The organism is uncultured Thermanaerothrix sp., assembly GCF_938028735.1.
In the GTDB taxonomy this organism is placed as follows: Bacteria; Chloroflexota; Anaerolineae; order Anaerolineales; family Anaerolineaceae; genus Thermanaerothrix.
This window is the reverse complement of record NZ_CALIMF010000015.1, coordinates 93,932-120,595: the sequence shown is the minus strand read 5'-3', so window position 1 is coordinate 120,595 and position 26,664 is coordinate 93,932. Positions and strand designations below refer to the sequence as shown.

24 protein-coding genes and 1 tRNA gene are annotated in these 26,664 nt (G+C 50.6%); 17 read left to right on the top strand and 8 right to left on the bottom strand.

What is annotated here, in order from left to right:
• Positions 1-109: 109 nt before the first annotated feature.
• From Q0721_RS09715 to Q0721_RS09670, 10 genes are all read left to right on the top strand, one after another.
• On the top strand, positions 110-1,306 hold the full coding sequence (locus tag Q0721_RS09715; RefSeq protein ID WP_299028957.1) for a sensor histidine kinase: 1,197 nt from the start codon (positions 110-112) through the stop codon (positions 1,304-1,306).
• On the top strand, positions 1,303-1,956 hold the full coding sequence (locus Q0721_RS09710) for a response regulator transcription factor (protein ID WP_299028954.1): 654 nt from the start codon (positions 1,303-1,305) through the stop codon (positions 1,954-1,956). The genes Q0721_RS09715 and Q0721_RS09710 overlap by 4 nt, the downstream gene beginning before the upstream one ends.
• Before the next feature lie 43 nt (positions 1,957-1,999).
• On the top strand, positions 2,000-2,860 hold the full coding sequence (locus tag Q0721_RS09705; RefSeq protein ID WP_299028951.1) for a hypothetical protein: 861 nt from the start codon (positions 2,000-2,002) through the stop codon (positions 2,858-2,860).
• A gap of 141 nt (positions 2,861-3,001) precedes the next feature.
• Positions 3,002-4,096 (top strand): glycerol dehydrogenase, encoded by a 1,095-nt coding sequence (locus Q0721_RS09700; RefSeq protein ID WP_299028948.1) that lies wholly within the window; start codon positions 3,002-3,004, stop codon positions 4,094-4,096.
• 502 nt (positions 4,097-4,598) lie between these two features.
• Positions 4,599-5,468 carry a MurR/RpiR family transcriptional regulator gene (locus tag Q0721_RS09695; RefSeq protein ID WP_299028945.1) on the top strand — a complete coding sequence of 290 codons (870 nt, stop codon included), beginning with the start codon at positions 4,599-4,601 and terminating at the stop codon, positions 5,466-5,468.
• Between the two features lie 33 nt (positions 5,469-5,501).
• Positions 5,502-7,208: an energy-coupling factor transporter ATPase gene (locus Q0721_RS09690; RefSeq protein WP_299028942.1), complete on the top strand. Its 1,707-nt coding sequence runs from the start codon at positions 5,502-5,504 to the stop codon at positions 7,206-7,208.
• 7 nt (positions 7,209-7,215) lie between these two features.
• Positions 7,216-7,998 (top strand): energy-coupling factor transporter transmembrane component T, encoded by a 783-nt coding sequence (locus Q0721_RS09685; protein WP_299028939.1) that lies wholly within the window; start codon positions 7,216-7,218, stop codon positions 7,996-7,998.
• A 24-nt stretch (positions 7,999-8,022) separates the two neighbouring features.
• Positions 8,023-8,814: an S-methyl-5'-thioinosine phosphorylase gene (locus Q0721_RS09680; protein WP_299028935.1), complete on the top strand. Its 792-nt coding sequence runs from the start codon at positions 8,023-8,025 to the stop codon at positions 8,812-8,814.
• A 127-nt stretch (positions 8,815-8,941) separates the two neighbouring features.
• Positions 8,942-9,775 (top strand): QueT transporter family protein, encoded by an 834-nt coding sequence (locus tag Q0721_RS09675; protein WP_299028932.1) that lies wholly within the window; start codon positions 8,942-8,944, stop codon positions 9,773-9,775.
• 70 nt (positions 9,776-9,845) lie between these two features.
• Positions 9,846-11,183, top strand: a complete 1,338-nt coding sequence (locus tag Q0721_RS09670) for an amidohydrolase family protein (RefSeq protein ID WP_299028929.1) — start codon at positions 9,846-9,848, stop codon at positions 11,181-11,183.
• A gap of 8 nt (positions 11,184-11,191) precedes the next feature.
• Here the strand turns inward: Q0721_RS09670 and Q0721_RS09665 are convergent, their stop codons facing one another.
• A complete protein-coding gene (locus Q0721_RS09665) occupies positions 11,192-11,734 on the bottom strand; it encodes a cupin domain-containing protein (RefSeq protein WP_299028924.1) in 543 nt (180 codons plus the stop codon).
• Positions 11,735-11,769: 35 nt separating this feature from the next.
• On the opposite strand from Q0721_RS09665, the gene Q0721_RS09660 reads away from it, so the two are divergent.
• Genes Q0721_RS09660 through Q0721_RS09650 form a run of 3 tightly spaced genes read left to right on the top strand, consistent with a single transcriptional unit; the run spans position 11,770 to position 14,327 of the window.
• Entirely contained in the window at positions 11,770-12,549 is a 780-nt protein-coding gene (locus Q0721_RS09660; RefSeq protein WP_299028921.1) for a glucose 1-dehydrogenase, read from the top strand.
• Positions 12,550-12,569: 20 nt separating this feature from the next.
• Positions 12,570-13,640: a s-methyl-5-thioribose-1-phosphate isomerase gene (locus tag Q0721_RS09655; protein WP_299028918.1), complete on the top strand. Its 1,071-nt coding sequence runs from the start codon at positions 12,570-12,572 to the stop codon at positions 13,638-13,640.
• Between the two features lie 21 nt (positions 13,641-13,661).
• Complete coding sequence (locus Q0721_RS09650; protein ID WP_299028915.1) at positions 13,662-14,327, top strand: class II aldolase/adducin family protein; 666 nt, start codon at positions 13,662-13,664, stop codon at positions 14,325-14,327.
• 8 nt (positions 14,328-14,335) lie between these two features.
• On the opposite strand, the gene Q0721_RS09645 is transcribed toward Q0721_RS09650, so the two are convergent.
• From Q0721_RS09645 to Q0721_RS09615, 7 genes are all read right to left on the bottom strand, one after another.
• Positions 14,336-15,133 carry a hypothetical protein gene (locus Q0721_RS09645; protein ID WP_299028912.1) on the bottom strand — a complete coding sequence of 266 codons (798 nt, stop codon included), beginning with the start codon at positions 15,131-15,133 and terminating at the stop codon, positions 14,336-14,338.
• A 114-nt stretch (positions 15,134-15,247) separates the two neighbouring features.
• Positions 15,248-15,320: transfer RNA gene (locus tag Q0721_RS09640), tRNA-Asp, on the bottom strand.
• 244 nt (positions 15,321-15,564) lie between these two features.
• Positions 15,565-15,996: an SRPBCC family protein gene (locus Q0721_RS09635; RefSeq protein ID WP_299028909.1), complete on the bottom strand. Its 432-nt coding sequence runs from the start codon at positions 15,994-15,996 to the stop codon at positions 15,565-15,567.
• Between the two features lie 114 nt (positions 15,997-16,110).
• Positions 16,111-16,425 carry an antibiotic biosynthesis monooxygenase gene (locus tag Q0721_RS09630; RefSeq protein ID WP_299028907.1) on the bottom strand — a complete coding sequence of 105 codons (315 nt, stop codon included), beginning with the start codon at positions 16,423-16,425 and terminating at the stop codon, positions 16,111-16,113.
• A gap of 189 nt (positions 16,426-16,614) precedes the next feature.
• On the bottom strand, positions 16,615-16,827 hold the full coding sequence (locus Q0721_RS09625) for a hypothetical protein (protein ID WP_299028905.1): 213 nt from the start codon (positions 16,825-16,827) through the stop codon (positions 16,615-16,617).
• Between the two features lie 90 nt (positions 16,828-16,917).
• Positions 16,918-20,415, bottom strand: coding sequence for an AAA family ATPase (locus Q0721_RS09620; protein ID WP_299028902.1), 3,498 nt, complete (start codon positions 20,413-20,415; stop codon positions 16,918-16,920).
• Between the two features lie 336 nt (positions 20,416-20,751).
• Positions 20,752-21,252 (bottom strand): gluconokinase, encoded by a 501-nt coding sequence (locus tag Q0721_RS09615; RefSeq protein WP_299028899.1) that lies wholly within the window; start codon positions 21,250-21,252, stop codon positions 20,752-20,754.
• 328 nt (positions 21,253-21,580) lie between these two features.
• Between Q0721_RS09615 and Q0721_RS09610 the strand changes: the two genes are divergently transcribed.
• From Q0721_RS09610 to pckA, 4 genes are all read left to right on the top strand, one after another.
• Entirely contained in the window at positions 21,581-21,919 is a 339-nt protein-coding gene (locus Q0721_RS09610; RefSeq protein WP_299028896.1) for an Asp23/Gls24 family envelope stress response protein, read from the top strand.
• A gap of 18 nt (positions 21,920-21,937) precedes the next feature.
• Positions 21,938-22,405, top strand: a complete 468-nt coding sequence (nusB, locus tag Q0721_RS09605) for a transcription antitermination factor NusB (protein ID WP_299028893.1) — start codon at positions 21,938-21,940, stop codon at positions 22,403-22,405.
• A gap of 69 nt (positions 22,406-22,474) precedes the next feature.
• Positions 22,475-24,904 (top strand): hypothetical protein, encoded by a 2,430-nt coding sequence (locus Q0721_RS09600; RefSeq protein ID WP_299028890.1) that lies wholly within the window; start codon positions 22,475-22,477, stop codon positions 24,902-24,904.
• Between the two features lie 31 nt (positions 24,905-24,935).
• Positions 24,936-26,525: a phosphoenolpyruvate carboxykinase (ATP) gene (pckA, locus tag Q0721_RS09595; RefSeq protein WP_299029041.1), complete on the top strand. Its 1,590-nt coding sequence runs from the start codon at positions 24,936-24,938 to the stop codon at positions 26,523-26,525.
• Positions 26,526-26,664: the final 139 nt, after the last annotated feature.

The window sequence follows — 26,664 nt, the reverse complement described above, 5'->3', positions numbered from 1 at the left end:
GTGTAAACATGTATTTGAGCAAAGGAATGTGGCTAAGGTCATATCTGGATTGTCAATTTGCGCATATTGCAGAAATCTGTAAGACATACGATTTATAATAAGAATCATAATGAGAGAAGCGCAACGTTCAATCTTTACTGGGAGTGGCGTCCATTTGGCCTTCTCGGTCATGGTGTTGGCAGCTTTCTTTACCACTTTGAGCACCATCCAAGACATATCTATTCCTCTCTTGGCTGCCACTTTACTTATCGGGGTGATTTATCTGACCATTGGAATTTACGGCTATCAGGCTGTGCTGCTCCGTTCTGCTTATCCTTACCGAATCCTGTATTTCTTGATACAGATTCCGCTTGGCATGAGCCTTGTTTTTCTAGATGGTCAAAGCGGATTTGATTTTCTGGCTCTTCTTCCCCTCGTTGGGCACAGCGTCATCCTATTACAGGGTATAGGACGCCAAATCATTAACGTCCTTCTTCTGGCGGGCTATGCACTGCTCACTGGCGTTACTGGTGGTGGTTGGCAAGCCACATGGGCAAATGCCCCTATCTTCCTGGCTGGCCAGATTTTCATCCTGGTTTTCACCCAAATGGCCCTGAACGAAGAAAACGCCCGGCGCGAAGTGCAGCAGCTGGTTCAAAATCTCGAAATCGCTAACCAGAAACTGCGGGAATACGCTCTTCAGGCCGAAGAGCTGGCCATCACCCGTGAGCGCAACCGCCTGGCCCGTGAGATTCATGATGGCCTGGGCCATCATCTCACAGCCATCAATATTCAGATCCGCGCCGCTCAGGCTATCCTAAAACAAGATCCTCAACAGGCTGTTGCTCTACTTGGCAAGGCTGAATCGCTTACCCAACAAGCCTTACACGACGTGCGCCAATCCGTAGCAGCATTACGCGTACCTTTTGCTGAAGGTCCGCTGATCTCCCAACTTCAGCGGATTTTGGAAGCTGGTTCTGCGGCAGGGGTCAAAGCCTCGCTCAAAGTCCAGGGCACCCCTCAACCTCTTCCACCTCAGGTGGCTCTGACGATATTACGCGCAGTACAGGAAGGCTTAAACAATACGCTTAAACACGCCCATGCCACTCAGATTGACGTAAACCTGAACTTCGAAGCACCTTCGGAGATTGTGCTGACTATTCAGGATAACGGTATAGGCGGCACGGGTTCAACCCACGACGGGTTTGGTCTGCTTGGGATGCGTGAGCGCGTCTCTCAACTCAAAGGTCATCTGGAAATTCAATCCGATCCTGGCAGGGGCTTTAGGATAGAAATGATCCTGCCCAAACAGGTGGAATCGAAATGAGCAAAATAAAGGTTTTGTTGGTGGATGATCAAGCCCTCTTTCGTGAAGGCTTGAAGACATTGTTGAACTCCCGGCCAGACTTTGAGGTGGTTGGGGAAGCTAGCAACGGGGAAGAAGCCATCCGATTGGCTCATCAGTTGCGTCCTCAGGTCATTTTGATGGACTTGCGCATGCCAATCTTGGACGGAGTTCAAGCCACCCAACGCATTCACACCCTACTTCCCGATTGCCGTATTCTGGTTCTTACTACGTTTGACGACGACGAGGACGTCTTTGAAGGACTACGGGCCGGGGCAATAGGCTATTTACTCAAGGACGTCTCCTCAGAAAAACTATTCGAAGCTATCCGCGCTGCTGCGCGTGGAGAGTATTTTCTCTTACCTTCCATCACAGCCAAGGTAGTGGCGGAATTTTCACGCTTGCCCCGTGCTGCTCCCCGACCCGCTGAAGCAGAGAAGATTCTCTCTCCGCGCGAAATTGAAGTGCTTCGCTTAGTAGCCATCGGGATCTCAAACAAAGAAATTGCGGAACGTCTTTTCATCTCTGAAGGAACAGTCAAGAATCACCTTTCCAACATTCTTTCTAAATTGAACGTCAAAGACCGGCTTCAAGCCGTTATCCGAGGGCGGGAACTGGGATTATTGCCCTAAAATGTGTCCCACTGTTATCACCTCTCGATTTTTTCTTTCGCCTATGACCGAGATCAAGTCAACCCCTAACAAGCGAATCACCCCCTTACCCTCCTGGCAAACAGCAGTTGGGTCAACGCTCATTGTTGCAGGTTTGCTGGCTCTTGCTGATCCCTACCTTTGGCCAGGACACCTGCGCTTGTTTTCGTTGCCAGTCGCCGGAATCTTACTTAGTGGCTGGGCGCTATGGATCCGCAGAGCTACTCTTTGGATCACTGGCATTTTTCTGATAGGCGCTGGCATCGCGTGGCTGGTTGTCTTCCTCCTCCCTCCGGCTTCCTCCCCCCCGCAGAAGATAGTGAGCGCTCTCATTATTGGGATTGTGGCAAGTTGCTTGATCATCGCCACCCTTACTCCCTGGTTCTTTTCACAATCCGCTGAATGGGCCTTGATCCCAATCGTCCCAGGAGCAGCAGCTGCTTATGTCCTCCTCAACACTCCTACCCGGCTGAGTGACTATGTTTTCCTGGCGCTCATCGCCATGGGCACAGTTTTCACTGCCATTGGGATTCGCAAGCATCTTATCGGCTGGCTGATCCCTGGTGGACTGCTCCTCGGCCTTGGTCCGGGATTCTCGGCCCTCATACAACGTCTCTCCAGCACCCAGATCGCCGCCGCTATCGGACTATTTCTGCTTTGGTTTGCGCTCGGATGGATGTTGATCACCCTGACCAGTCGTGTGATCATGCACCGGATCATTTGGTGGCCATTGATCCCCGCAGGGGTGCTTGGTGTAGCCGGTTTAGCTCTTTATATCGCCGATAATCCCGCCGCAACCCCCACCTTATTGAGCAATACAGGGTCCATTACCATGATCGTTTTTGGGCTTTATTTGCTGTTAATGCGCTACGGCGTCCGTCGCTAAATCCTCAGGGATTAAGACGATCTTCCTCGTACATAGGTGATATTTGACCCTGCATTAATATTGTGAAAATTAGAACAATGTGTTATTATCCAATTTGTGAAAATTATCACTAATTAGCATTTCAAATTGGAGGTACGTACCATGATTACTACAACTATTTTCCCAGGGCGCTATGTACAGGGCTATAACGCCCTACAGTATCTGGGCGAGGAAGGCGCACGGTTTGGAACTCAGGCCTTGCTACTGGCAGATCCTTTTGTGCATGCGAAAATGCTTCCCGATTTGCTTCCGACTTTGCAGGAAAAGATTAATCCTCATGTCGAACTCTTTGGGGGCGAATGCTCCGACGAAGAGATTGAACGTTTAGTACAAACGGGGAAAGCCAATCGTGCAGAATTGGTTATCGGGATAGGTGGTGGAAAAACACTGGATACCGCCAAAGCCGTGGCCTACGTCATGAGCATTCCGGTAATCATTGTTCCCACCATTGCCTCTACCGATGCCCCCTGTAGCGCACTTTCCGTCATCTATACCCCGGAAGGTCAGTTCAAGCGTTATCTCTTCCTTCCCAAAAATCCAGATGTTGTGTTGGTAGATACACACATCATTGTCCAAGCACCTGCTCGCTTCCTGATTAGCGGCATGGGAGACGCTTTAGCTACTTGGTTCGAAGCTGAGTCCTGTCAGATCAAGCAGGCACCCAATATGACTGGACGGCTCGGCTCAATGACAGCTTACGCTCTGGCTCGTCTCTGCTACGAAACCCTATTGACCTATGGCGTTCAGGCTGTCACCGCCAACCGGGCTGGTGTGACTACCTCAGCTTTTGAAAAAGTTGTGGAGGCTAACACCCTGCTGAGTGGCTTGGGTTTTGAATCAGGTGGTCTCGCAGCCGCTCACGCGATTCACAACGGCCTGACCGTCCTGGAAGCCACTCACCAGTATTACCACGGAGAAAAGGTTGCCATTGGTACCCTAGCCTCGCTTTACCTCACCGGCAAAAGCCCTGCGATCATCAACGAGGTTTACTCCTTCTGCGAAGCAGTAGGCCTTCCCACCACTCTTGCTGAAATCGGCCTGGCCGAGGTCAGCGACGAGGATTTGATGCGTGTTGCTGAAAAGGCTTGTGCGCCCGGCGAAACCATTCATAATGAATTAGGCGAGATCACTCCTCAGAAGGTTCTTATGGCGCTAAAAGCCGCTGACGCCGAGGGTCGCCGCCGTAAAGGGAAGTGATCCCGCTATCTTGTATCCTTTTTATGCCCCATCTGTTGAAACAGATGGGGCATATCTACTAGTAAGCACATATAAAATTCCCCTGCTCAATCCGTAACGTCAACTACCCATGCCAATACTATGGCCTAAGGGCAGCCCTGTTGGCTACCAACTCAATCTGCCCTTGTTACCATTACAATTTGGAAAACGGTTCCCTCGAATCATTGTAAAGCCACCATAGCCGGACAGTCCAGAAGTGCGGGATACACTTACAATTGACTATAGGGATCCCTCGCATATGATAGGCGATTCTGCTCCGGCCGTCTCGGGATAAGGAGTCTAAGTACGATGTAGGTATTGACCACTCGCTTGAAATTTGTTAGAATGTAGTAGCATTTCATCGCCAACAACCGAAAATAAAAATTAACTTCAGGGGGTGGAGAGAAATTAGCGGTATGAAGATCTCGATGTTGCGTTTACAGTTGCAAACCCATTTTTATCTCATATCCGTGTGCCTTATTCAATGACAGAAGACGGTCCCCTAACGCACAGTGCCCTCTCTCACATTCGTGGCTTCTACCCCTCCCTTTCCCCCTCTGAGAGAAAAGTGGCTGATTTTATTCTGGCCAACCACCAGAAGGTGATGCAAATGACTCTGGCCGAACTGGCCGCCCACAGTGACGTTAGCGATGCCACGGTTGTACGCTTTTGTCGTGCTCTTGGCTTTCAGAGCTACCTTGAGCTCAAAATTGCCCTGATGCGTTCGCTTCTCGATTCACCCGATTTAATCTTTGATCATATCCAAAAAGACGACTCCCCCCTAACTATAATGCGCAAGGTTTTCTTAGGTAGCATCCAGGCAATGCAGGACACCTTGGATCTCTTGAGCGATGAGGCCCTTGAACGTGCTGTGACATTGCTCCAAAATGCCCGTTCTATCCTAATTGTGGGAGTTGGAACTTCCAGCCCCATGGCTCATGAATTACATAACCGACTCAGCCGACTCCATCTCAACTGCAAGGTTGAAACCGACGCTTATCTTCAACTCATGCAAGCGGCCCTTTTGGATGAAAATGATGTACTGGTTGTGATTTCCCAGACTGGGGCTTCTCAACCGCCTATCAATACCACCCGGGAAGCGCACCGCCATGGTTGCAAGATCATCGCCATCACTGGCAATCCTTCTTCCGAGCTCAGCAAACTGGCTGATGTGGTCTTGCTGAGTGTCTCGCATGAGTCTCGACCTGAAACCCTGGCCTCACGGGTAGCCCAGCATGCTTTAATCCAGGGTTTGTATGTTTTGACGGCTATGCGTATGTCACAGGTTGCCAATCAAAATGAGTATCTAATCTGGGATGCCATTATGCGTGCTTCCAATCCGAAACAGCAGTAACCCTCATTCCACACAGGAATAAGAAGGATCGCCATGGAACAACCCATCATTTCAATAAAAGATCTGACCTATCGCTACCGCGGACAAAAGCGTAATGCCATTGAACACATTTCGCTTGATGTCATGCCGAGTGAATTCATTGCTATCATGGGGGCTAGTGAAGCGGGCAAGAGTACGTTGGCTGCTTCCATCAACGGCTTAGTTCCTCACTTCTTCCGCGGCAAGTTCTCGGGAGAAGTCCAGGTGTGTGGCAAAAGCACCCACGCATCCCGTGTTGCCGAAATGGCTGAAGTCACAGGCATGGTGTTCCAAGATTTCGAAGCCCAGTTGTTTTCTACCAACGTAGAACTGGAGGTCGCTTTTGGTTTGGAGAACTTCAATGTGCCACGGGAAGAGATTACCCGACGTGTGGATGAAGCACTTCGATTTGTGGGTTTGGAAAATTTAAAACGACGTTCACCGGCCACGCTCTCAGGTGGTCAGAAGCAGAAATTAGCCATTGCTTCCGTCTTAGCGATGTACCCCAAAGTATTGGTCATGGACGAGCCGACCACAGACCTCGATCCGATCAGTAAAGCAGGGGTCTTTGAAATTGCTAATCACCTCCGTCAACGCGATGACCTGACTTTGCTGGTCGTTGAACACGAAACGGAAGAAGTCCTGGAGGCCCAAAAAATCTTGCTACTTGATGAGGGCAAACTAATTTGTTATGCTCCTGCTCATGAAGTATTGCGCAATGTGGAGTTGCTTGAGCAACATGGGGTCATGCCCCTGGGAGTAACTAAGTACTTTCACCAGATGGGCGTTGACTCGGATATTCCCCTCACGGTCAACGATGGAATTCGATGCTTCAAAGAAAAACAATGGCGGTTCTCTGATAGTACTTATCTGTCCCTACAACAACAAGATCGAGCGCGTGAACAGCATTATGGCGCCCCTCTAATCCGTTGCGAAAACTTGCAATTTGCATATCCCAATGGCACAAGAGCCCTAAAAGGGATTGATCTTGAGATCCGACGTGGTGAAATTGTGGCCATCGTAGGACAAAACGGCAGCGGCAAGACCACTTTGGTCAAGCATTTCAACGGGTTGCTCATGCCAACAGATGGGCAAATCTGGGTAGACGGACGAACTACCCGCGAGCAAGGGGTTTTTGAACTTGGTCACAAAGTGGGATACGTATTTCAAAATCCTGACCATCAAATTTTCTCTAACACTGTTTATGACGAGGTGGCTTTCACACTTCGCTTACGTAAAGTGGATGAAAAGACTATTCGTCAGGCCGTCACTGAGGCCCTGGATGCCGTAGGTTTGGCGGGCTATGAAAATGCCGATCCCTTTAGTCTCACCAAAAGCGGTCGCCAGCGGGTTGCCGTGGCCTCGGTTTTGGCGGCCAAACCCGAAATTTTGATCCTGGATGAACCCACAACAGGGTTGGATTACAACGAACAACGCAGTATGATGAACTTGGTACGCCGCCTGAACGAGAACGGCAGCACAATTATCTTTGTGACCCACCATATGTGGGTTGTGGCCGAATATGCCCACCGAGTTTACGTCATGAAAGACGGGCAAATCTATTTGCAGGGCACCACACGTGAGGTGTTCTCTCATGACCAGGAATTGGTGGATGCCTACCTACGCCCTCCTATGCATGTCACTTTTGCCAACCGACTCGGCAAGACCCTTCTGACCGTTGACGAACTGGTTGCCTGCACTGAAACAAACTCGCAGGAGTAAATTTGCCATGGACTCCGAGATTTACCTTGATCGCGACACCTTCTTTCACCGTTTGGATCCACGCACCAAGATCATCATCCTTCTCGTCACGTTTGTGATTGTGCTTTACTATCAGAATCCACTGTGGGTCTTACCCATTTCCGCTTTGGTTGTACTCCAAGGAATCCTGGCCGATTCATTGATCAATTTACGCCGCATCCGTTATATCATGCTGGTTTTGGCGGTTTCTGGCCTTATTCTTTGGAACTTATTTGCTAGCGGGGAAACCAAACTTTTCTGGATCTTTACCGTCGAATCGCTGGCTTATAGTCTGGGGCGTGTTCTGATCATGCTCACCCTGATCACGGCCGGTATGATTTTCATGAGCACGACCCGCAACGAGGAATTTGTGATTGGCATGATTCGACTCGGTTTGCCCTACCGCGTAGGATTTGCTATTTCAACCGCTCTACGATTGGTGCCCACAATCGTAAGTAGTGTGTTCATCATTGCTCAGGCCCAGCGTAGTCGTGGATTAGACTTGGATAGCGGCAATATCTTGGAACGCATAAAAAAATACCTTCCTCTGCTCGTACCCGTGTTTGTCTCAACGATTCGAAACACTAACATTTTTGGAATGGCTTTAGAGGCTAAGGGATTTGGAGCCCGCGAACAGCGCACATTTTACTTGGATATCAAAATGCAGCGTGCAGATTACTGGATGTTGGGGTTAATGTTAGTGATGTTTATCATCACCACGTACTTAAAGATCCGTGGCTTTGGCGACATACCGGGTCTGATCCGTTTCTAACCATCCCAAGGAGAAGATGATCCAATGCGTGCAGCCATTATCGGAGGAACGGGTTTTGACACTCTAGAGGGCGTTCATCTACGCTCAGAGCTCGTTCAGACGCCCTATGGAGAGGTTTCACTATTCCGAGGTGAGAAGGAGTGGGAAGATATCTTCTTCCTTCCCCGTCACGGAACAACCCATAGCATTCCTCCCCACCGAATTAACTACCGTGCCAACATCAAAGCACTTCATCAGTTGGGTGTTACCCATGTCCTGGCTACCCTAGCCGTCGGTTCCATTTCCGCCCATTTACCACCTGGCAGTCTAGTGGCTGTAGACCAGTTTCTTGATTTTACTCAAAATCGAGAAAACACGTTTTTCAACGGTGGAAAAGAAGGGTTCGCTCATACCCTGATGTCATACCCCTACTGTCCAGCATTACGGCAACGCCTGATTGATCTTGGCACTGCAATGGGACTAAAAATTTCGCCCAAGGGCACCTATGTATGCACAAACGGTCCACGACTGGAAACGGCTGCCGAGATTCGCATGTTCTCCATCCTGGGAGGCGATGTAGTTGGAATGACCGGTGTTCCTGAGGCTCCATTGGCACGCGAACTGGGCCTTCACTACGCAGCCTTGGCTTATTCTATCAATTGGGCAGCCGGAGTCGAATCGGGGAAAGAAATTACTTTTATCGAAGAAGGTCTGGGAGCATTAAAGAAAAACATCCTAAAGTTGTTTTTGCAAACCCTGCAAAGTTCGGAGTTTGCAACATGTGATTGCGAATCTGCCCGATTAACATTTCATCCCCCCGAGGAAGAACGCGCCTAAGCGCTCTTCAAACCCGATCAGAAAGGAGGACCCCCTATCGAAAGTAGTTAATTCCCGAACCCCCTGCATCCAGCCTTTGCCCGTCTTTAGTCTCTCCCTATCTATATCTGCTGCCAGGAGGCCCAAAATGAGAGAAGTTTTTTCAATGTGGAAGAACACCCGAATGATTATCCTCACTGCACTCTCTGCCGCAATCTATGCTGCCGTGCTTATCCCCTTCAAAGGTGGAATTCCAATTGTCCCAGGCATTACAGAAGTTCGCCCGGCTAATGTGTTTCCCGTGATCTTCGGGTTGATGTTCGGCCCAGCCGGCGCGTGGGGTTCTGCCATCGGTAATACGATTGGCGACATCTTTGGAGGCACTCTGGGCTGGGGAAGCATCTTCGGTTTCTTCGGTAACTTTTTCCTCGGCTTTTTGCCTTACAAAATGTGGGGCGCCCTCGGCCTGGTACCAGCAAACGATGTTTCGCAAACCATCAATTCCTGGCGCAAGCTTCTGGCCTATATCATCATTGTGATCGTCTCAGCAGCTGCCTGCGCTATCATTATCGCTTGGTACCTGGATCTGGCTGGCCTGATCCCCTTTGCCTTCCTCTCGGTCGTCATCACCCTTAACAACGCCATTGCCGAGCTAGTTCTTGGCCCGCCTTTGCTCCTTCTCTTGTACCCCCGAGTTAAGCAATGGGGGTTGATCTGGACCGATATCATGAGCAAAGAAGATGTTTCACCTGGTTTTGCCCGCCAGCTGGGCGCCATTCTCGCCATTGTTGGCTCCTTGGGGGGCCTGATTGTGGGAGTTGGCATTTCCACTGGGCTCTATGGGCAGGCGCTCTTCCAGTTTGGCTCTGGAGCAAAAGGTCAAGTAGGGGTGTGGCTGGGAGTGCTCCCCTTCATCATCTTGATTATTATTGGCAGCTTGATGATGTCAGGGCGTGAGCAATTCGTCGAAGAGACCGAATAAATAAACCTCCCCTTGAAGCAGGGAGTGGTCTTCCACTCCCTGCTCTTATTGGGATACCAACGAGGCACCCATGAATCAACAGCCTTATGATATTCTGATCAAGTCAGCCACCATTCTCACCTTGGATGCTTCAAACACTATTATTCCCTCAGGCGCTATGGCGATTAAGAATAACGTTATTGTGGATCTAGGGCCTGAGGAAAAATTCGCCCATCATCAGGCCAAAGTAACCATTGACGGAAGCCATCAAGTTCTTATGCCAGGTCTGGTAAACGCCCATACCCACGCCGCCATGACCCTTTTCCGGGGTTTCGCCGATGATATCCCTTTGGAACCCTGGTTGAACAAGATCTGGCCCATGGAAATGCGCTTCGCCACTCCTGAAAATGTTCAAAAAGCCAGCACTCTTGCGTTCATCGAAATGATTCGTGCTGGAATTACCACCGCCGCCGATATGTACTGGCATGCCGACTCTACTAATGAAGCCGCATTCATTACCGGTTTACGTCTAGTCAATGGTATTGGCCTCATTGATACCGTAGGAAAAGCGGATGCTCAGAATAAGGAAACGCTTGTGCGCAGATTTATCGAAACCCATATGGGGCATTCACGCATTCATCCCTGTGTACAAGTACACTCCACCTATACAGTATCACAAGAGTCGCTCAAACTTGCCCATCGCCTAGCACTAGATTACCGCCTTCCACTAATCACTCACGCCAGTGAGACACGCACCGAAGTCCAAACTCTGCTTAGTCGCACTGGCAAGACACCAATAGGTTACCTAGAGTCCTTGGGAATGCTCCATCCCGGAATAGTGCTGGTGCATTGCGTCCACCTACAAGAGGATGAGATTGAACAACTCTCCCAAAAGGGTGTGGCCGTCATCCACTGCCCCGAGTCTAACCTTAAGCTCGGATCTGGTGTCGCCCCAATCCCTGCCCTATTGAAAAACGGCGTTACCCTCGGCTTGGGTACCGATGGAGCGGCTTCGAATAACGACTTGGACCTGTGGGGCGAAATGCGCACCGCCGCGCTAATTCATAAAGGGATTTCTGAAGATCCCACGGTTGTTACAGCCACGGAAGTCTTGCGCATGGCCACTCTGGGAGGGGCTAGGGCTCTAGGATTGGATCATCTCATTGGCAGTCTAGAGATAGGAAAACGGGCTGATGCCATCACCGTCAGCCTGAGCAGCGCTCACCTAGTCCCCCAGTACGACTTGATCTCGCATCTTGTCTACGCAGCCAAAAGCAGTGATGTTCGGAATGTGATCATTGATGGTAATCTTGTCCTCCACGAGGGTACTTTGCTAACCGTAGATGAGGAACGCATCAAGACGGAAATGAAAGTGCTTGCGACGAAGATTGCGGGCTTCTATTCAGATCGTGTTTACCATCAACCATGAAAAAGTCGTCATCCCTGAGAATTGCTCATCGAACGGGTCAAGCGCAATATAAGGTCTACTTCACGGGGATATTGCACAAGGAGCAGGTTGCGCTCGCCTTCCTCATAATCTTCCGGCGTAAATCCGGGAGCCATAGTTGTTCCCAACAGAGCATACTCACCCCCCGGCAACAGCCGCGATCCCTGCCAAATTCCCCGCGGGACAATCCACTGAATAGATTGCCCCGCCATAATATCTTGCCCCAAAATGACCCTCCGGCTCGAACCATCTGGGTAAAGCAGCAGCATTTCAACTGGATCTCCAAGGTAAAAGTGGTATATCTCATCTGTGGGCAAGCGGTGAAGCGCGGAGAACGAGTCGGGGTCAGATGTCAAAAAATAAAAGATGGCTGTACCAAACGGTTTGGAAACCCCACCATAACGTATAGGGAGACCCTCGGGTGGGATGACCTCGTCGCTGACATAGGTTTGCGCAAACAGTCCCCCCTCAGCCGGCAGAGGTTTGAGGTTGAAAAGACGAATGATCTCATTTATCGAAGGCCGTGATGGCATTCTACACTCCTCTCTGATATTCTGCGAGATATCCCATGAGCAATTTTCCTTCCTGGTTGGACATGCACGATAAGGTGGTTGTCATTACCGGCGCCAGTGGATGGCTAGGCCAAGCACTAGCCCGACGCTTTGCATCTGCAGGCGCCGCAACCGTTCTCCATTATTTTACCCACTCCAAGGCTGTTCAGTCTCTTCAAGAAGAAATTCAACAGTCCGGGGGAAAAGCGATTTATGTTCAGGCTAACCTAAGCGAAGAAGATGGGGTTGAAGCGTTGCTTAAAGCGACGCTGGACACCTATACTCGAGTAGACGTATGGATTAACAATGCCGGTACCTACCCCGTTTCCCCCCTTTTAGACCTCCCTGTTATAGAATGGCAGAAAGTGCTCGATATCAACCTACACGCCGTGTTTATCAGTATCAAAAAAGTAGGGCGTCAAATGATAAACCAGGGAAATGGGGGGGCTATTCTCAACATTGCTTCTATTGAAGGCTTGTCTCCAGCTGCGGGACACAGTCATTATAGTTCCGCCAAGGCCGCTGTCATCATGTTGACACGAGCGGCTGCTTACGAATTGGGACCTTATGGAATACGGGTAAATGCAGTGTCACCAGGCCTAATCGCTCGCCCAGGAATCGAGGACGCTTGGCCCCAGGGAGTCCAATCCTGGCTTGAAACGGCCCCTCTACGACGGATGGGGCAACCCGAGGAAATCGCCGAAGCCTGCTTCTTCCTGGCTTCACCCGCTGCTGCATGGATCACGGGTGCTAATCTGGTCATTGATGGGGGTGCATCCTGTCGCCCAATTTTTTAACATCGTATTGAGGAGGCAACATGAAGATTGAAGAGGTGTTGAGTGAACGCGCAGATAAGGGTCTCCCTTTCCTATTACAGTACGAGAACGTTGCCAGATATGAAAACGGCGTGATCTTTGTTCTTGATCGGCGCATCTATCCGCACAAAGTGGAATTTGTGCGTTGCGAAAACTACCACCAGGCAGCTCAAGCCATCCGGGATATGGTCACCCAAAGTGGAGGGCCGCGCCTAGTTGCCTCATTGGGAATGGTCAGCGCTGCACGTGAAGCCCGGGGAAAACCCATCGATGAGGCGGTGACCATCCTTAAACAAGCCGCCCATGAGTTGTCTCATGCCCGCCCAACGACTTCACAGGATTTGGCTCGGCAAATAGAGCACCTCCGCCAACTGGCTGAGGAAGCCTTGAAACAGGGGCAGGACCCCGAAGAGATCACCCTGTCTCACGTCTACCGTATTTTGGATGAGCGTTACCGCAATGCACGCAAGATTGCCTCCTACGCAGTAGACCTTCTTCCCGATCAGATTACTATCCTCACCCAATGCTTCGCTGAAACACTAATTGGCTTCACACTCTTAGTGGCCCAAGAACGCGGGAAAGACATAGCCCTCATTTGTCCAGAAACGCGGCCTTACCTCCAAGGGGCACGCTTGACTGCCTCGGTGGCACGGGGTTTAGATGTTCCAGTAACCGTCATCACAGATAACATGCCCGCTTATATACTCTCCCGCAAAATGGCCCAGGTCTTTATCTCCGCTGCTGATGTTATTACCCTCGATGGTCACGTCGTCAACAAAGTTGGCACCTTTCAAATTGCCTTAGCGGCTCATCATCACGGCGTTCCCTACTATGTCTTGGGCAATCCGTCGCGCAGTCATGCCCGAATCACCTCGGTGAAAATCGAGGAACGTGATCCACAAGAGGTCCTTCATGCAATGGGAGTTCCCACTACCATGGAAGGTGTTCGGGGTTATTATCCCGCTTTTGATATCACACCGCCCCATTTAGTCGGGGCTGTAGTAACCTCTAAGGGCGTTTTTTCACCTTACGATCTTGCTCGCAATTTTTCGGCCGAGAGCCCGCTGGATTAGAATAAAGTCAGAGGTTTAGCTATGATCCTCAGAGATCTGCGTGAGCAAATAGTAGAAATTGGTAATCGTATGGTTGTCAACGGTTTGGCACATGGAGGACAGGGAAACATCAGCGCCATAGACGTAGACAGTAGGCTGATTGCCATTACTCCCAGCGCTGTCCCTTATCATCTGCGCACCCCAGAGGACATTGTCGTGATTGATCTGAACCGGAAAATCATTGAGGGAAAGTGGCAGCCCACCAGCGAGATTGCTTTGCACATGCAGTTTTACCATACGCGCCCAGATGTTAGAGCCGTAATTCACACGCATGCCCCTTATGCCTCAGTGTTTGGGATCATTTACGAGCCCATCCCAATGGTACTGATTGAGTCGGCCACTCTACTCTCTGGGCCCGTTCCAGTGGCGCCCTATGCTCGGCCTGGCACCGAAGAAGTGGCAGAAGTTACTCAGAAAGCGATGGGCAAAACAGGGGTAGCTTGTGTCATGGCTAATCATGGGCTGGTCACCGTAGGACCTAACCTGGAACAGGCTTATAGCACCACCCTTGCCGCCGAGACATCAGCACGTCTGGTGATTCTTGCACGTGCCATGGGTGCACAAGTGAAAACTCTCGACGAAGCCGAATGCATAGCCCTGCGTGAGGCCTATCTCTCACGCTACGGCCCCAAACCTCTACCTCGCTAGAGTACTTTTCAAGGTGAGGGCCACGGAATGGCAACCGGATGAGAGTAGCCGTGTTTCTCAACCGTATAAAGTACACCCCCCGAAGGTTGAGAGCACCCCGGTTCGTCAATAAACGTGTGAGTGGTCTGATATTGGTCAGATAACGCTACAGGCCACCAGATCAGGTTACCTTGCTGACAAACAAAAACATCGAGGAGATACCCCCGATCATCGTCCTCGGTCATTGATACGCGACTCCAGGACACAGTAACTTGCGTTCCATCCCGAATCGCCTGAACATCATTTGGCGGTGGATACAATACACTTGGTCCGGGCAATCGCGGCTCAGTGAAATAAATCTTTGTAATATCTCCTGTTACTTCGATTACAGAAGGTGAGACCCAGCAAAAATACTTGAGCTTATCAAACTTCACATATAGCCAGGCACTATACCGATACCGGCCACGTACAGTGCCATGATCACCAGGATACAGATCGGCTGCATGCAGAAAGGCGCGTGCCGGGCCATAGCGGCAATGGGCTTGAACCTTAACCGTGACTTCGGGGAAAACAAAGGTGGGGGTAAGGGTAATAGTGGACGTTGAAGTAATGGTGGGGGTATGGGTAATGGTAGGCGTGCCCGTACAGGTGGGAGTTTGAGAAAAGGTAAGAGTGGGTGTGATCGTCAATGAAGGCGAGGGGGTTAGAGAGGCGGTAACCGTAAGCGGGGTACTCGCCATTTCCACCGGTAACGGCTGGGACAAACCGAAGGACGAACAAGCGGAGAGAAGCAAAAGGCTCAAGAGCATCATGGGGGGCTTGATCAAAGAACATGCCTCCTGCATTTTTGAGTCTAGAACCAACCACCATGGAAAGAGCAAAAGGAATTCGCGGAGAAAATCAAAAACCGGGGTCACAACCCGGTCTTTGAACATCGGCAGCGGGAGCGACGGGATTCGAACCCGCGATCTCGGCCTTGACAGGGCCGCATGTTAACCGCTACACCACGCCCCCAACCGAGCGATAGTTTATCATGCTCTAGAAGGATCGTCAAGGCTTCCACTTCAGTTCACATATTCAGTGGATGTAAAGTGTTATCATTCGCTAGTAAAAAAGACAGCCATAAACAAGAGAATTGTTCCGTTGGTGAGCACGAATAGATCACGATACACAATGGAAATTTCCTCAAAATCCTTGATTCTATTACGTAGAGTGGGTGTCCGCCGGCAGATAAAAAGCCCCTACCGGCGGAACCATTTTATCCTTCCATATACGCCTTCAAGTTTGCCAAAACAGTTAACGCTTCCTGTTCATTCACCTTATGGATAATCGGCTCAGCCAGTTTGTTCGTCACTGAACCCGGGATGGTGTATTCGACGTTCAGCGTTACTTGTGTGCCGCCCTCCTTTGCCTGAAAGCTCCAGATGAAGGTGCTGGGGATGCTGCTCTCATTCTTATCGAGAATGCGTTCATTCTTGACAAACTCAACCCATTCCGCTTTCCCATCAAAACGGATGCCCGCCATTTTATAGGTCCAGTCATAGGAATAACCACCATTGGGTAAGGACTGCACATTCCTGATCTCCTGCAGGCTGGGCCAGATTCTGGGCAGGTTTTCAGGTTGAGACATAAACCCGAAGACCTTCTCGACAGGAGCATTGATCAAGATGGTTTTTTCAATCTTCGCCATGGCCTTTCACTCCTTATAGCTTAATAGTCTGATTCTTTTCTGAATTCGCGGCAGACAGGTAAACCTGGAAAAACTGTCGGGTTTTCTTACCTCTCCGCCATTCGACACTAGGGCTCATCCACCAGGACGGATGGGTGTAGGTACAGTCGGTGATGGATTCCAAAGTTCGGCCGCTACATTCAGGGCTAGGGTGTGCAATTCGGTCCATACCTTCTGCGCATCTTCGGTCATATACCAGGCTGCCCAGGCTGCCATATCCGCAAACTCATAAGTGGCTACAATCTGCGGCGCGCCAATGGCTCCACGATATCCTCGAAATTCAACCACGCCTGGAATTGCCAAAGTACGGGGAATTGAATTGCCAAGCCACTGCAAATAAGCATCGGTTTTATCCGGGTGGATGTCCCACTTTACGACATAGAGCACCATTCTCGTTTACCTCCTTTCCATTCAGATTCCATTTTTGAGAGAAGGACAGCCTGCGGCGTAAATGATAAAACACCGCGCTGGTCCTTTCCTTGTACATGTAGCACACCGCTTTTCGCAAACCGAGCCTCATTATCTGTAATAAACCAGATTTTGCTTAACCCCGTGTTGTACCTCCTTTCATTGGCTTGTTTAATCCCGGGGTGGTGATGGAAGGGGAGTTATATAGCCCTCAATAAAGGTAAGTAGTTGGTTCATCTCCCGAAACGTGATCCCTTCACCACTTTGCACATGCTGAATGCGTCCGCGCCAACCCATTGTCTGATCTGTCGATTCACCCCGTTCCCATTCCCACCAGAAACGAACGACAAAGGTATGTTGTGACTCTTGCATATGGCGAGACATGTAATCTCCAAAAAAGAAAAGACTGCTCTTTCAAAGAGCAGTCTAGCAGAGGGGTGTCAAAAAACAATCAAATTACTTTTTGCCTTCAACTCACGGATCTCGGCTTGCAAATTCACGGTAATGCTGCTGTTGTTGGGGGTGGGGAATCCGAGACGCTTTGGCTTCAATGATGCCACTGGAAAGACTATCTACCTCATTGGCTATCTCAAAATGACCTAGCGCCCGAAGAGCGCGAGAATGGGCACGGTAAACCTGTTCAGTTCCAATCCAGCTCTCGTCACACTGAGGTATAAGATTTACTGCACGCTGAGTGTGCACTAAGGCCAGTTCAGAATCGCCTTGTGCGAGTCGAACCAATCCGCTCTCCACCTCGGCCCACATTTTGAGGACCGGCACAGCGATCTCATCGGCAATTTGCACTGCCTCCAAGGCATTTGCAAGGGCCGGCAAAAGCCTCCCCAGGTGACGCTCCGCGCAAGCCAACGCTACCAACCCGGCGGCCAGGTTTCCGCGGCATTCGCTTACTTGTGCTTCGGCGACCGCTTCCGTTAAGAACTGGTGCGCCATTTGGTATTGGCCGACACTACATGCCACCAATCCCAGCCCGATAAGCGCTTCCACTATCCTCCGACGATGCCGGATTGAACGCGCCCGTTCAAGGGCTTGCTCCAGCCAATGTTGCGCAGCAACAGCATCACCCTGATGGTATAAAGAGAAACCAATGCCGATCTCGGCGGCTACCCGCCCATGTTCAGTGCGCAACCCTTTCTGGATGGCTAACGCCTGATGAAAGGTTTCTTCCGCAACTACATAATGACCCTGACACAATTCCCAAGAGCCCGCCTGAACCAAGCCATAGCCTTCTGCGGAGCGAGCGCCGATATGCTGAGCTAACTTCAGATGCTGGGTTAAACACTGCTCTGCCTCGGCCATTCGTCCCATTTTCTGAAAAGTAGCTGCCATATCCAAGCCAGCCCAAGCCATGCCATTGTAATCACCAATCATTTGATGGGCAGTATAAGACTCTTGCTGATAAGCAAGCGCACAACCATAATTGCCTAAATGGAAATGCACGTAACCTAAGATATGAAGGAGGTGTCTGCGCGTCTCATCATCTGTTTCCGGCGCCATTCTCAAAGCAGAATCAAGGGCCGTCAGAGCCAATCGTGGATTCCCTAAAAAGTAATGAGCAAAACCAATCTGAGTTAGCAGGAGACAATAAGTCGCCTTGTCCTGTAAACGGTCAGCAAGAACTACCCCCTCCTGGGCCACTTGGATGGCCTGCTCATATTGTGAATCTAGATTCAGATAGCGGGCACGTTGGACCTTAGTTTGTAAACGAACGTAAGCGTCGCCACTGCTCTCGGCAAGCATCCTTAGTGCCTCTAGATGGGCATCGCGTTCCTCCAGTCGCGCCTGAAGAGAACACAGTTCGGCTCGATCGATCAGTATTTGACTGCGACGATGCAGATATTCTGCAGAATTACACCCGGGGTCCAATCGCTCTATCAACCCCAGCATCCGCTTCAAGTGCTCCTCCGCTTCTTGCCATGCAAATACTGATATAGCCCTCTGCGCTGCCAAACCGTGGTAATGCAAAGCTCTCTTCATTTCGCCGCCAGCATCAAAGTGGTGCGCCAGATCAGCCGATACCGAAGCAACGTCCCCATATAGTCTTTCTATTGCCTCTCCAATCAAACGATGTAGCCGCTGCCGTTTTCGATGGTGAATGCCCAAGTAGGTTGTCTCGTGAACCAGATGGTGTATGAACTCATAATCACTACCGGTAGCACCGCTTCCTTCACATAGAAATCCGCGCTGCAGCAACTCATCCACCACTTCGAGGGCAGTATCTTCATCCACTCCGGTGGCGCAACGGACAAGATCGAGATCAAAAGAACGCCCTGCAACCGCTGCAAAGGTGATCCATTCGCGGGCTAATGGGGAGAGCCGCCCTAGTCGTGATTGAATGAGGTCACGCACAGTATCAGGTATAGGCAAAGTACCTTCAGAAAATGGGGTTACAGCAAGAGCACGTAGTGTTTCAATTGTGAAAAAGGCATTCCCTTGGGTGTGCTCATATAAGCGCTTTATATCCGCTGCTTTATAATTCATTGTGCGCTGGACCAGATCGGCAACTGCCTCTATCGGAAGTCGTTCCAACAAAAGGTGCTTTGCCAGCCCATCACGCACCAATTGGGCGGTCGTGTCGGTGAGTGTATGGGTCTGAAGGACACCTTCTGGGCGAAATGTGGCAAGGTAAAGCACAGGGACATCAAAGGTCTGCCGCACTAGGTAATGAATCGCAGCAAGGGTTGTCTCAGTTGCCCAGTGCAGGTCTTCCAGCACCACCAACAAGGGGGTGCGAGATGCAAACTGACGGATAAGCATAGTCGCTGCATGAAACAAGATAGCTTGCCGATCTGGCAACATAGAACTGGGTAGAGGAGCAGATTGGGTCGGGAGGTACAGTTCTGGTATAAGGCGCGCCAGTTCATTCCGTGTCCAAATTGGCAGCTCCAGCCACAATTGCCCCTCCTGCTGGATCAACTCTTGCAGGATTTCTGTTAACAACTGGTGCGGCAAGATGCGCTCCGACTCGTAACAACGCCCATGCGCCACCACTCCACCATGCCAACGCACCAAAGCAGCAAATTCTTCGGTTAAGCGCGTCTTCCCCACACCGGCTTCGCCACTAATGAGAACTACATGTCCATGCCCTTTGATTGCTTGCTCCCAGCACGCTTGAAGCGCATTCATCTCACGCCCACGACCCACAAAAGGCGGCCGATCAAGAACATCCCAATGTGGCGGGGTCTTCACCCCAACGGGTCCAAGCGATAGCGGAACCGTGAAATATGCGCCCAGCAGATTTTCCGCTTGTTTAAGTGTTTCGGGGGTAGGAAGAGCGTGGAGTTCTTGCTGGAGTGTTTCGCAGTAGAGTTGCCATTGACGCCGTGCCCCAGTCAGATCCCCCAATGTGACAAGGGCACGCACCGCTGCAAGGTGCACGTTTTGCATTAATGGATCGTGAACAAGGTATTTCTGTGCGTAGACTAATACTTCCTGAGCGTTACCCTGCGCTTCATGCCAATCCAATAGGCGCTTCAACGCATCCAGATACAAGGCTTCCAAGTAATAACGTTCTTCAAGGCACCAATCGTCATAAAACCCTTCAAGCAGGTCACCACGATATAGATCAACCGCGAGAGCTAGGTCTACTGGTTCATGTGAAGACCTCTTCACCCGTTTCTCAAACTCGGCTACGTCAAGCCAAAATGAGCTATTAGGATCAAATTGCACGCTAACTGAATCAGCCAGGAGATATTCCTTGCCCAGCAGTCTGCGAATACGCCACAAGGCTGTGGTTAAGGAATGGCGTGCATGAACATCGTCCCGATCGCCCCAAAAAAGTGCGGCGAGTTCATCGCGCAGATGAGAGCGATTGCGATGAATGATCAGGTAAGCCAGAAGGGATTGAGTTTTTTGCGTTGCGAGAGGCGGTAAAAGTTGGTTGTCCCGAAAAACTTCCGGCCGCCCAAAAAGGTAGACAACTAGACTCGGGCGGGTGGATTCCTCCGCTTGCATGCGGATTTCCTTTCATTACAATAACATTTTACCTGTTATCAGCTCATTATGGAAGATGAATATAAAGGTGAAATTAACTCACTCACAAGCCTCTTAGAGCTTTACAGTCGAATTTCTACTAGAGGTAGTAAGGGATGAACAACCTTAGCATGCGAGCAATCTAGGGCATAAGGAACACCTATGCCGATAGTGTTCTGCCATGATAATATTGCGATAATTATGCCCCTCGCCCCCAGGCTAATCTGACGGTTCTGCAATCAATTGCCATAAGATACGAGAAATTTCCCCCTAAAAATCTGCTCAACTCACCCTGAGCCAATCCTTGCCAAAGTTAACTCACGGCACAAAACATGTGGCAAGGATATCGCTCACAATCTCATCAACCGAGCGACTTACATCTACAATTACAGCATTAATTGGCTCTTCCAGTGTCTCGAATTGACTTTGAAGCAGCTCGGGTTTCATAAAATGACCGGAACGCTCCACCATCCGTGAATGGATCAACTCATAACTGCCCTTGAGATACACAACCTGCCCGCCCTCATTCCCACTCAATAAGATTTGGCGGTAACGCTCTTTAAGTGCAGAGCAGGCTAAAACTAACGCTCTCTCTTGGTTCAAGCGAGAAGCAATGATATCACGCAGGGAATACAACCATGGGAGACGATCTACATCGTCCAGGGGGATGCCCGCGGCCATTTTGGCAATGTTTTCAGGGGGATGAAAATCATCCCCATCATAAAATTCCCACCCAAGAGCGGCAGCTAAAGCCCGCCCAATCGTGGTTTTACCACTGCCGGCCACTCCCATAATGATAAAAAACCGCGGTGCTTTCATGTATTTTAGGTTATTGTTCTTACTTTGGTTGATAATGGCTATACGAAATAACAGTTCGCTTCCTGTTGTATACTCTAGGTCTACTCAAAGCAATGATTTTAGGAAAGCCAGAGTTTATTAAACGCCACCGACCGTATTATGTCAACCCACACTATCAAAAGTTTGGTTGTGTATTCGACACAGCCGATAAAATGCTTACGTACACGCCTCACAAGGAATGTCCTGTGGCCTAAAAAGATCAGAATCTAGGTCAGACGGATCTTCATACCGGGCAATTGAGCTTTGAGGTTATAATAATCATGAAAATCGTTTCCAATCTGGAGGCAGGATGGTAGCGCATAGTCGCCCCCCCGGAAAAACTACAGTTGCTCCTGAAGTACTGGTTACCATTGCCCGTTTAACGACCTTGGGCGTTCCCGGTGTTAATCGCCTTGCCGCGCATCCTGGCGAGGTCAATCGCTTATTCGATCGCGGCGTTAGCGAGGGAGTCAAAATTGACGTAGAGGATGGCAAAATCTATATTGACATCTTTGTCATCCTAAACCGTGAGGTCAATGTGCGTGAAGTAGCGCGCAACATTCAGGCTCAGGTAGCGCGCGCTATCACAGAAATGGTGGGTATGGAAGTCGGAAGGGTCAATGTTCACATTGAAGATATCCAGTATTAGACACACGCCTAGCTACATATGAAGCAGCGAACCAAAGCTCGCAGCATCGCGCTTCAAGTTCTTTACGAATGCGACCTTACCCAACACACGCCTGGGCAAGCGCTTGAACAGCGCTTGGCTGAAGAACACCTTGAACCCGAGCTGGCAGAGTTTAGTCGTCAAATTGTCTTCGGTGTTTATCCCATAATAGACAAACTTGATCGATATATCGCGCAACACGCGCCCGAATGGCCATTAGACCAGATTTCGGTCATTGATCGCAATATCCTGCGCATCGCTTTGTGGGAATTTGCAGTTGCCGGATGCACGCCAGTGAAAGTAGCCATCAATGAGGCCATCGAGCTGGCCAAAACCTTTGGCTCCGATAGCACTCCTCGCTTTGTGAACGGAGTTCTAGGCAGTCTGGCCAATCGTCTGGATGAAATTCGCCAACAGTTTCAACGCGAAAAAGCCCAAGAAGAAAAGTTCCCCCCTGGAACGAGTTGAATCAAGAAACGCAGGCGTGAACTCAGGTCTTGCTTGTCCATAATTTTGTTTTTAGAAGGAATAATTCTCATGAGCCATCGTTTCTTCCGCAAGCGCCACTCTTTCCATCGTCTTTACGTTGGGCTCACCCTGGTGGCTGTATTAAGCTTATTAACTGCCTGTCAGACCTTCACCTTCTCTCAACCCACCCCCACCTCATCTACTTCTGCCCTAACCGCCCCACCTCTTGTCCCTATTACCTTTCAAGTTACCGTCCCCGCCACCACCTCCAGCGGGGATGTCATTTTAGAAGTCGTGGACGAAGTCACAGGCACAGCGTTGAACTCCCAGCGGCACACAATGAAGCCCATAGGAGAGCATTTTTATGCCTTAGAATTAGGGTTTCCTGCGGGAAGTGTGATACGTTACCGTTACCTACACCAGGAGATCATCCCCCAAATTGAGCGTAATCCTTATGGACAACCTGTGCGTTACCGTCTGGCGGTAGCACGCGCCCCGGCAATCATTGAGGACCGCGTTGTTGCTTGGCAGGGCAGTAACCCAGTCACAGAAAGTGGTAGATTGGTTGGTCAGGTGTTCGATGCAACAACGCATACGCCTATAGCGGATGCACTGGTGTGCATGGCTGGTATTCAAACATACACCGCCTCAGATGGTACGTTTACCTTAGAAAACCTGCCCAATGGAAAACACAACTTAGTGGTCCTCCCTATTGAAGGATCGTATCATGCTTTTCAGCAAGAGGCAGTCATCGCCACTAACGCTGTGACCCCAGCGCAGATTGCTCTTCAGCCAGCTCGGTTAGTCAACGTCACCTTTGTAGTACAACCACCCCCCGAACATATTCGTGGTTTACCCATGCGAATCGTCGGCAATCTTCGTAGCCTTGGCAATACTTTCGCCGATCTAGAAGGTGGATTGAGTGTTCTAGCTTCCCGTGCCCCTCTCCTTTCTCTGCTTGATGATGGGCGTTACACCTTTACCCTCAGCTTACCTGAAGGCACCGACCTGCGTTATAAATACACGCTGGGAGATGGTTTCTGGAATGCCGAACATGCGGCCGATGGCAGTTTCAAGGTCCGTCAGCTAATTGTGCCTGACCATGATATCACTATCAACGACCAGATCGAAACCTGGCGTATGGACGGTTCGGAGACAAATCCGCTTACGCTCTACATTAAGACCCCCGCTGAAACTCCGGAAGGTGAACGAGTGTCCATCCAGTTCCGTTTATATGCGTGGACACCGGCTATTCCAATGTGGCCACTAGGAAATCAGCAGTGGTTGTATGTCTTTTATAGTCCGCAACGCGCTCTGGGCAATGTGAGTTATCGCGTCTGCCGCAATGAACAGTGTGGTCTAGCCGATGATCTTTCGACGGCAGGCAATACGGCCGCAGGACTTCCCCTCATTTCAGCAGAAGGGGGCAATACAATCACTCACCAGGTTGAGCGATGGAGCAATCTGATTCCTTGGACTTATTCACCCCCCTCGACCGAAAATGCTGCATGGCGGTCTTCGTTTGTTGCGGCTGTTGAGCTTGCCCCCCATGTTTCCCCCATAAGTTTCCCTCACCTTCCCGCCACACTTAAGAGCATCCGTGAACTGAGCGCTACTTGGGTCATTCTGAGCCCTACCTGGTCATTGACCTCGATCACTCTACCTCATCTGGAATATATGCCCGCCAACGACATAAGTGGTGCAGATCTAAGTGCACTCGTTTCCAATGCCCAACAGCAGGGTCTAAATGTTGCATTATATCCCCGCATCAACCCCTTTGCCATTACCCAAGCTCTCAGCAACAACCCGGGCAGTACAGACGCTTGGCTGGCCGAATACCACCGCTTTATCCTCCACATGGCAGATAAAGCTATGCAAACCCGCGCTCAAGCACTGATTCTGGGTGGGCCGGAATCAGATAACTTCCTCAGCGATCATGAGGAAGCCTGGCGTGACTTGATTGGGACAATCCGCCAGAAATTCCCCGGGTTACTCATTTGGGCCATCACTGAGGAGCAAATTCAGAACCATCCCGCCTGGGTGGATCAAATGGATGGAGTATATGTTTTAGCCTCAACGCTGCCCACGGATGGCGCCCTGGATGACACACAGCTCACTGCAGCTCTGGGTGAGTACCTGGACACCTTGCTCTTACCTTTCTCCCAACAAATTGGGAAGCCCATATGGATTGGTCTCAACTATCCCAGCGCCCAATCCATCCAGAGTGGGTGCGTAACGTCTCAGGAGGGATGTTTGACTTTCGAGCGCCTGATCTGGAACGGATCTATCCTCGGGCAATCCCCCGATCTTGATCGGCAAGCGCGGCTTTATCAAGCCATTGCGGCAGCGGTCAACACGCGTCCATGGATTAGTGGCCTTGTCGCCCGCGGTTACCAGCCAGCCGTTGACACAACTGATGTTAGCCCTTCTGTGCGAGGCAAGCCCGCTGCCGTTGTACTAAACGCCTGGTTCCAGGCTTGGACAAATGTTTCCCCCTAGTCCAAACATAATTTGAGGAGAAAAACCTTTGGTGAAACATCCAACCAACTTGTCCATCCTGAATAGTTTGGAGGCTCAAGGACTGTATAACTTGGGTGAAGTGCGATGGAATTACACAACGGCCCAACTCGTGGAAGAGGTCATCCGCAACAGAGAAGGCTGGCTTTCCCATCATGGGGCTGTCGTGGTCCATACAGGCAAGCACACCGGTCGGGCCCCACGGGATAAATTTATAGTGGCTTATTCTGCGCACGACGATATTTGGTGGGGGCCTATCAACTCCCCAATTTCGCCGGAGCACTTCGCGCGCTTGCACCAGAAGTTTGCCACTTTCTTCCAGCTCCGTCCAATATATATACAAGATGTTTGGATTGGCAATCATCCTGACTATCGCTTGCCAGTGCGCATTATCACTGAGAAGGCCTGGCACAGCCTTTTTGCGCGTAATCTGTTCATCCGCGAGGAGACCCCGGCCTCTCCCCATCAAGACCCAGCCTTCACCCTGATCCACGCGCCATCCTTTCGCGCCAATCCTGCCGAGGACGGCACGCGTTCTGAAACCGTTATTGCCATAGATTTTGTGCGCCGCTTGGTGCTTATCGGTGGCACCGCCTACGCAGGGGAGATCAAAAAGGCCATGTTCACGGTTATGAACTATCTGCTTCCCCAACAACATGTGTTACCGATGCACTGTTCTGCCAACATGGGGCCCCATGGGGATGCAGCCCTGTTTTTTGGGTTGAGCGGTACTGGGAAGACCACGCTCTCTTCCGACCCAGAGCGCCATCTTATCGGCGATGATGAGCATGGCTGGGGCGAGGATGGCATTTTCAATTTTGAGGGCGGTTGTTATGCGAAAACGATTCGCTTAAACGCTCAACTCGAACCCCTAATCTGGTCTGCTGTACATCGTTTTGGGACTGTACTGGAGAATGTCATTCTTGACCTTGACTCCCGCACCGTAGATTTTGAGGCCGATACCATCACCGAAAACACCCGCGCCGCCTACCCACTAGAGTTCATCCCACATGCCTTGAGAGAGGGACGCGGCGGGCATCCCCAGCACATCTTTTTCCTGAGCGCAGACGCCTTTGGGGTGCTTCCACCGCTTGCGCGTCTAACCCCCGATCAGGCGCTCTTCTACTTCCTTACTGGTTACACAGCCAAACTTGCAGGGACAGAGACTGGGCTAGGACGTGAACCCCAGGCGACCTTTTCGGCATGCTTTGGCGCTCCTTTCCTGCCGCTGCACCCAGTCGTTTATGGTCGAATGTTTAAGGAAAAGATCCAGCAGCACAAGACGCAGGTGTGGTTGATTAACACAGGCTGGACAGGTGGACCCTATGGTGTAGGAACACGTATTCCACTGCCCTACACCCGGGCCATGGTTCATGCAGTGCTATCTCATGCACTGGACAATGTTCCTTACCACCAGGATCCAATTTTTGGGTTGTGGATACCTGAAACGAGCCCGGGTGTACCCGAAAGGTTACTCCAACCCCGACAGACGTGGGATGATCCTCTGGCCTACGATCAGCAAGCCCGTGCCCTGGCCAAGCAATTCCACACCAATTTTGAGGCGATTACAGGGGCTTTGCCAATAGCAGTTCCGCCCTCTTGAGAAGGATGCAAGGCGCCTGCTGCCACTGAGTGAAATGCTATCTGAGTCTTGTAGTGATGTAAAAAATGTGCCCCTAAACCCGCACCCCACTTAGTGAGAAAAGCGCCTTCGGACGCGAGTTGGGGCAATGAGACAAAGA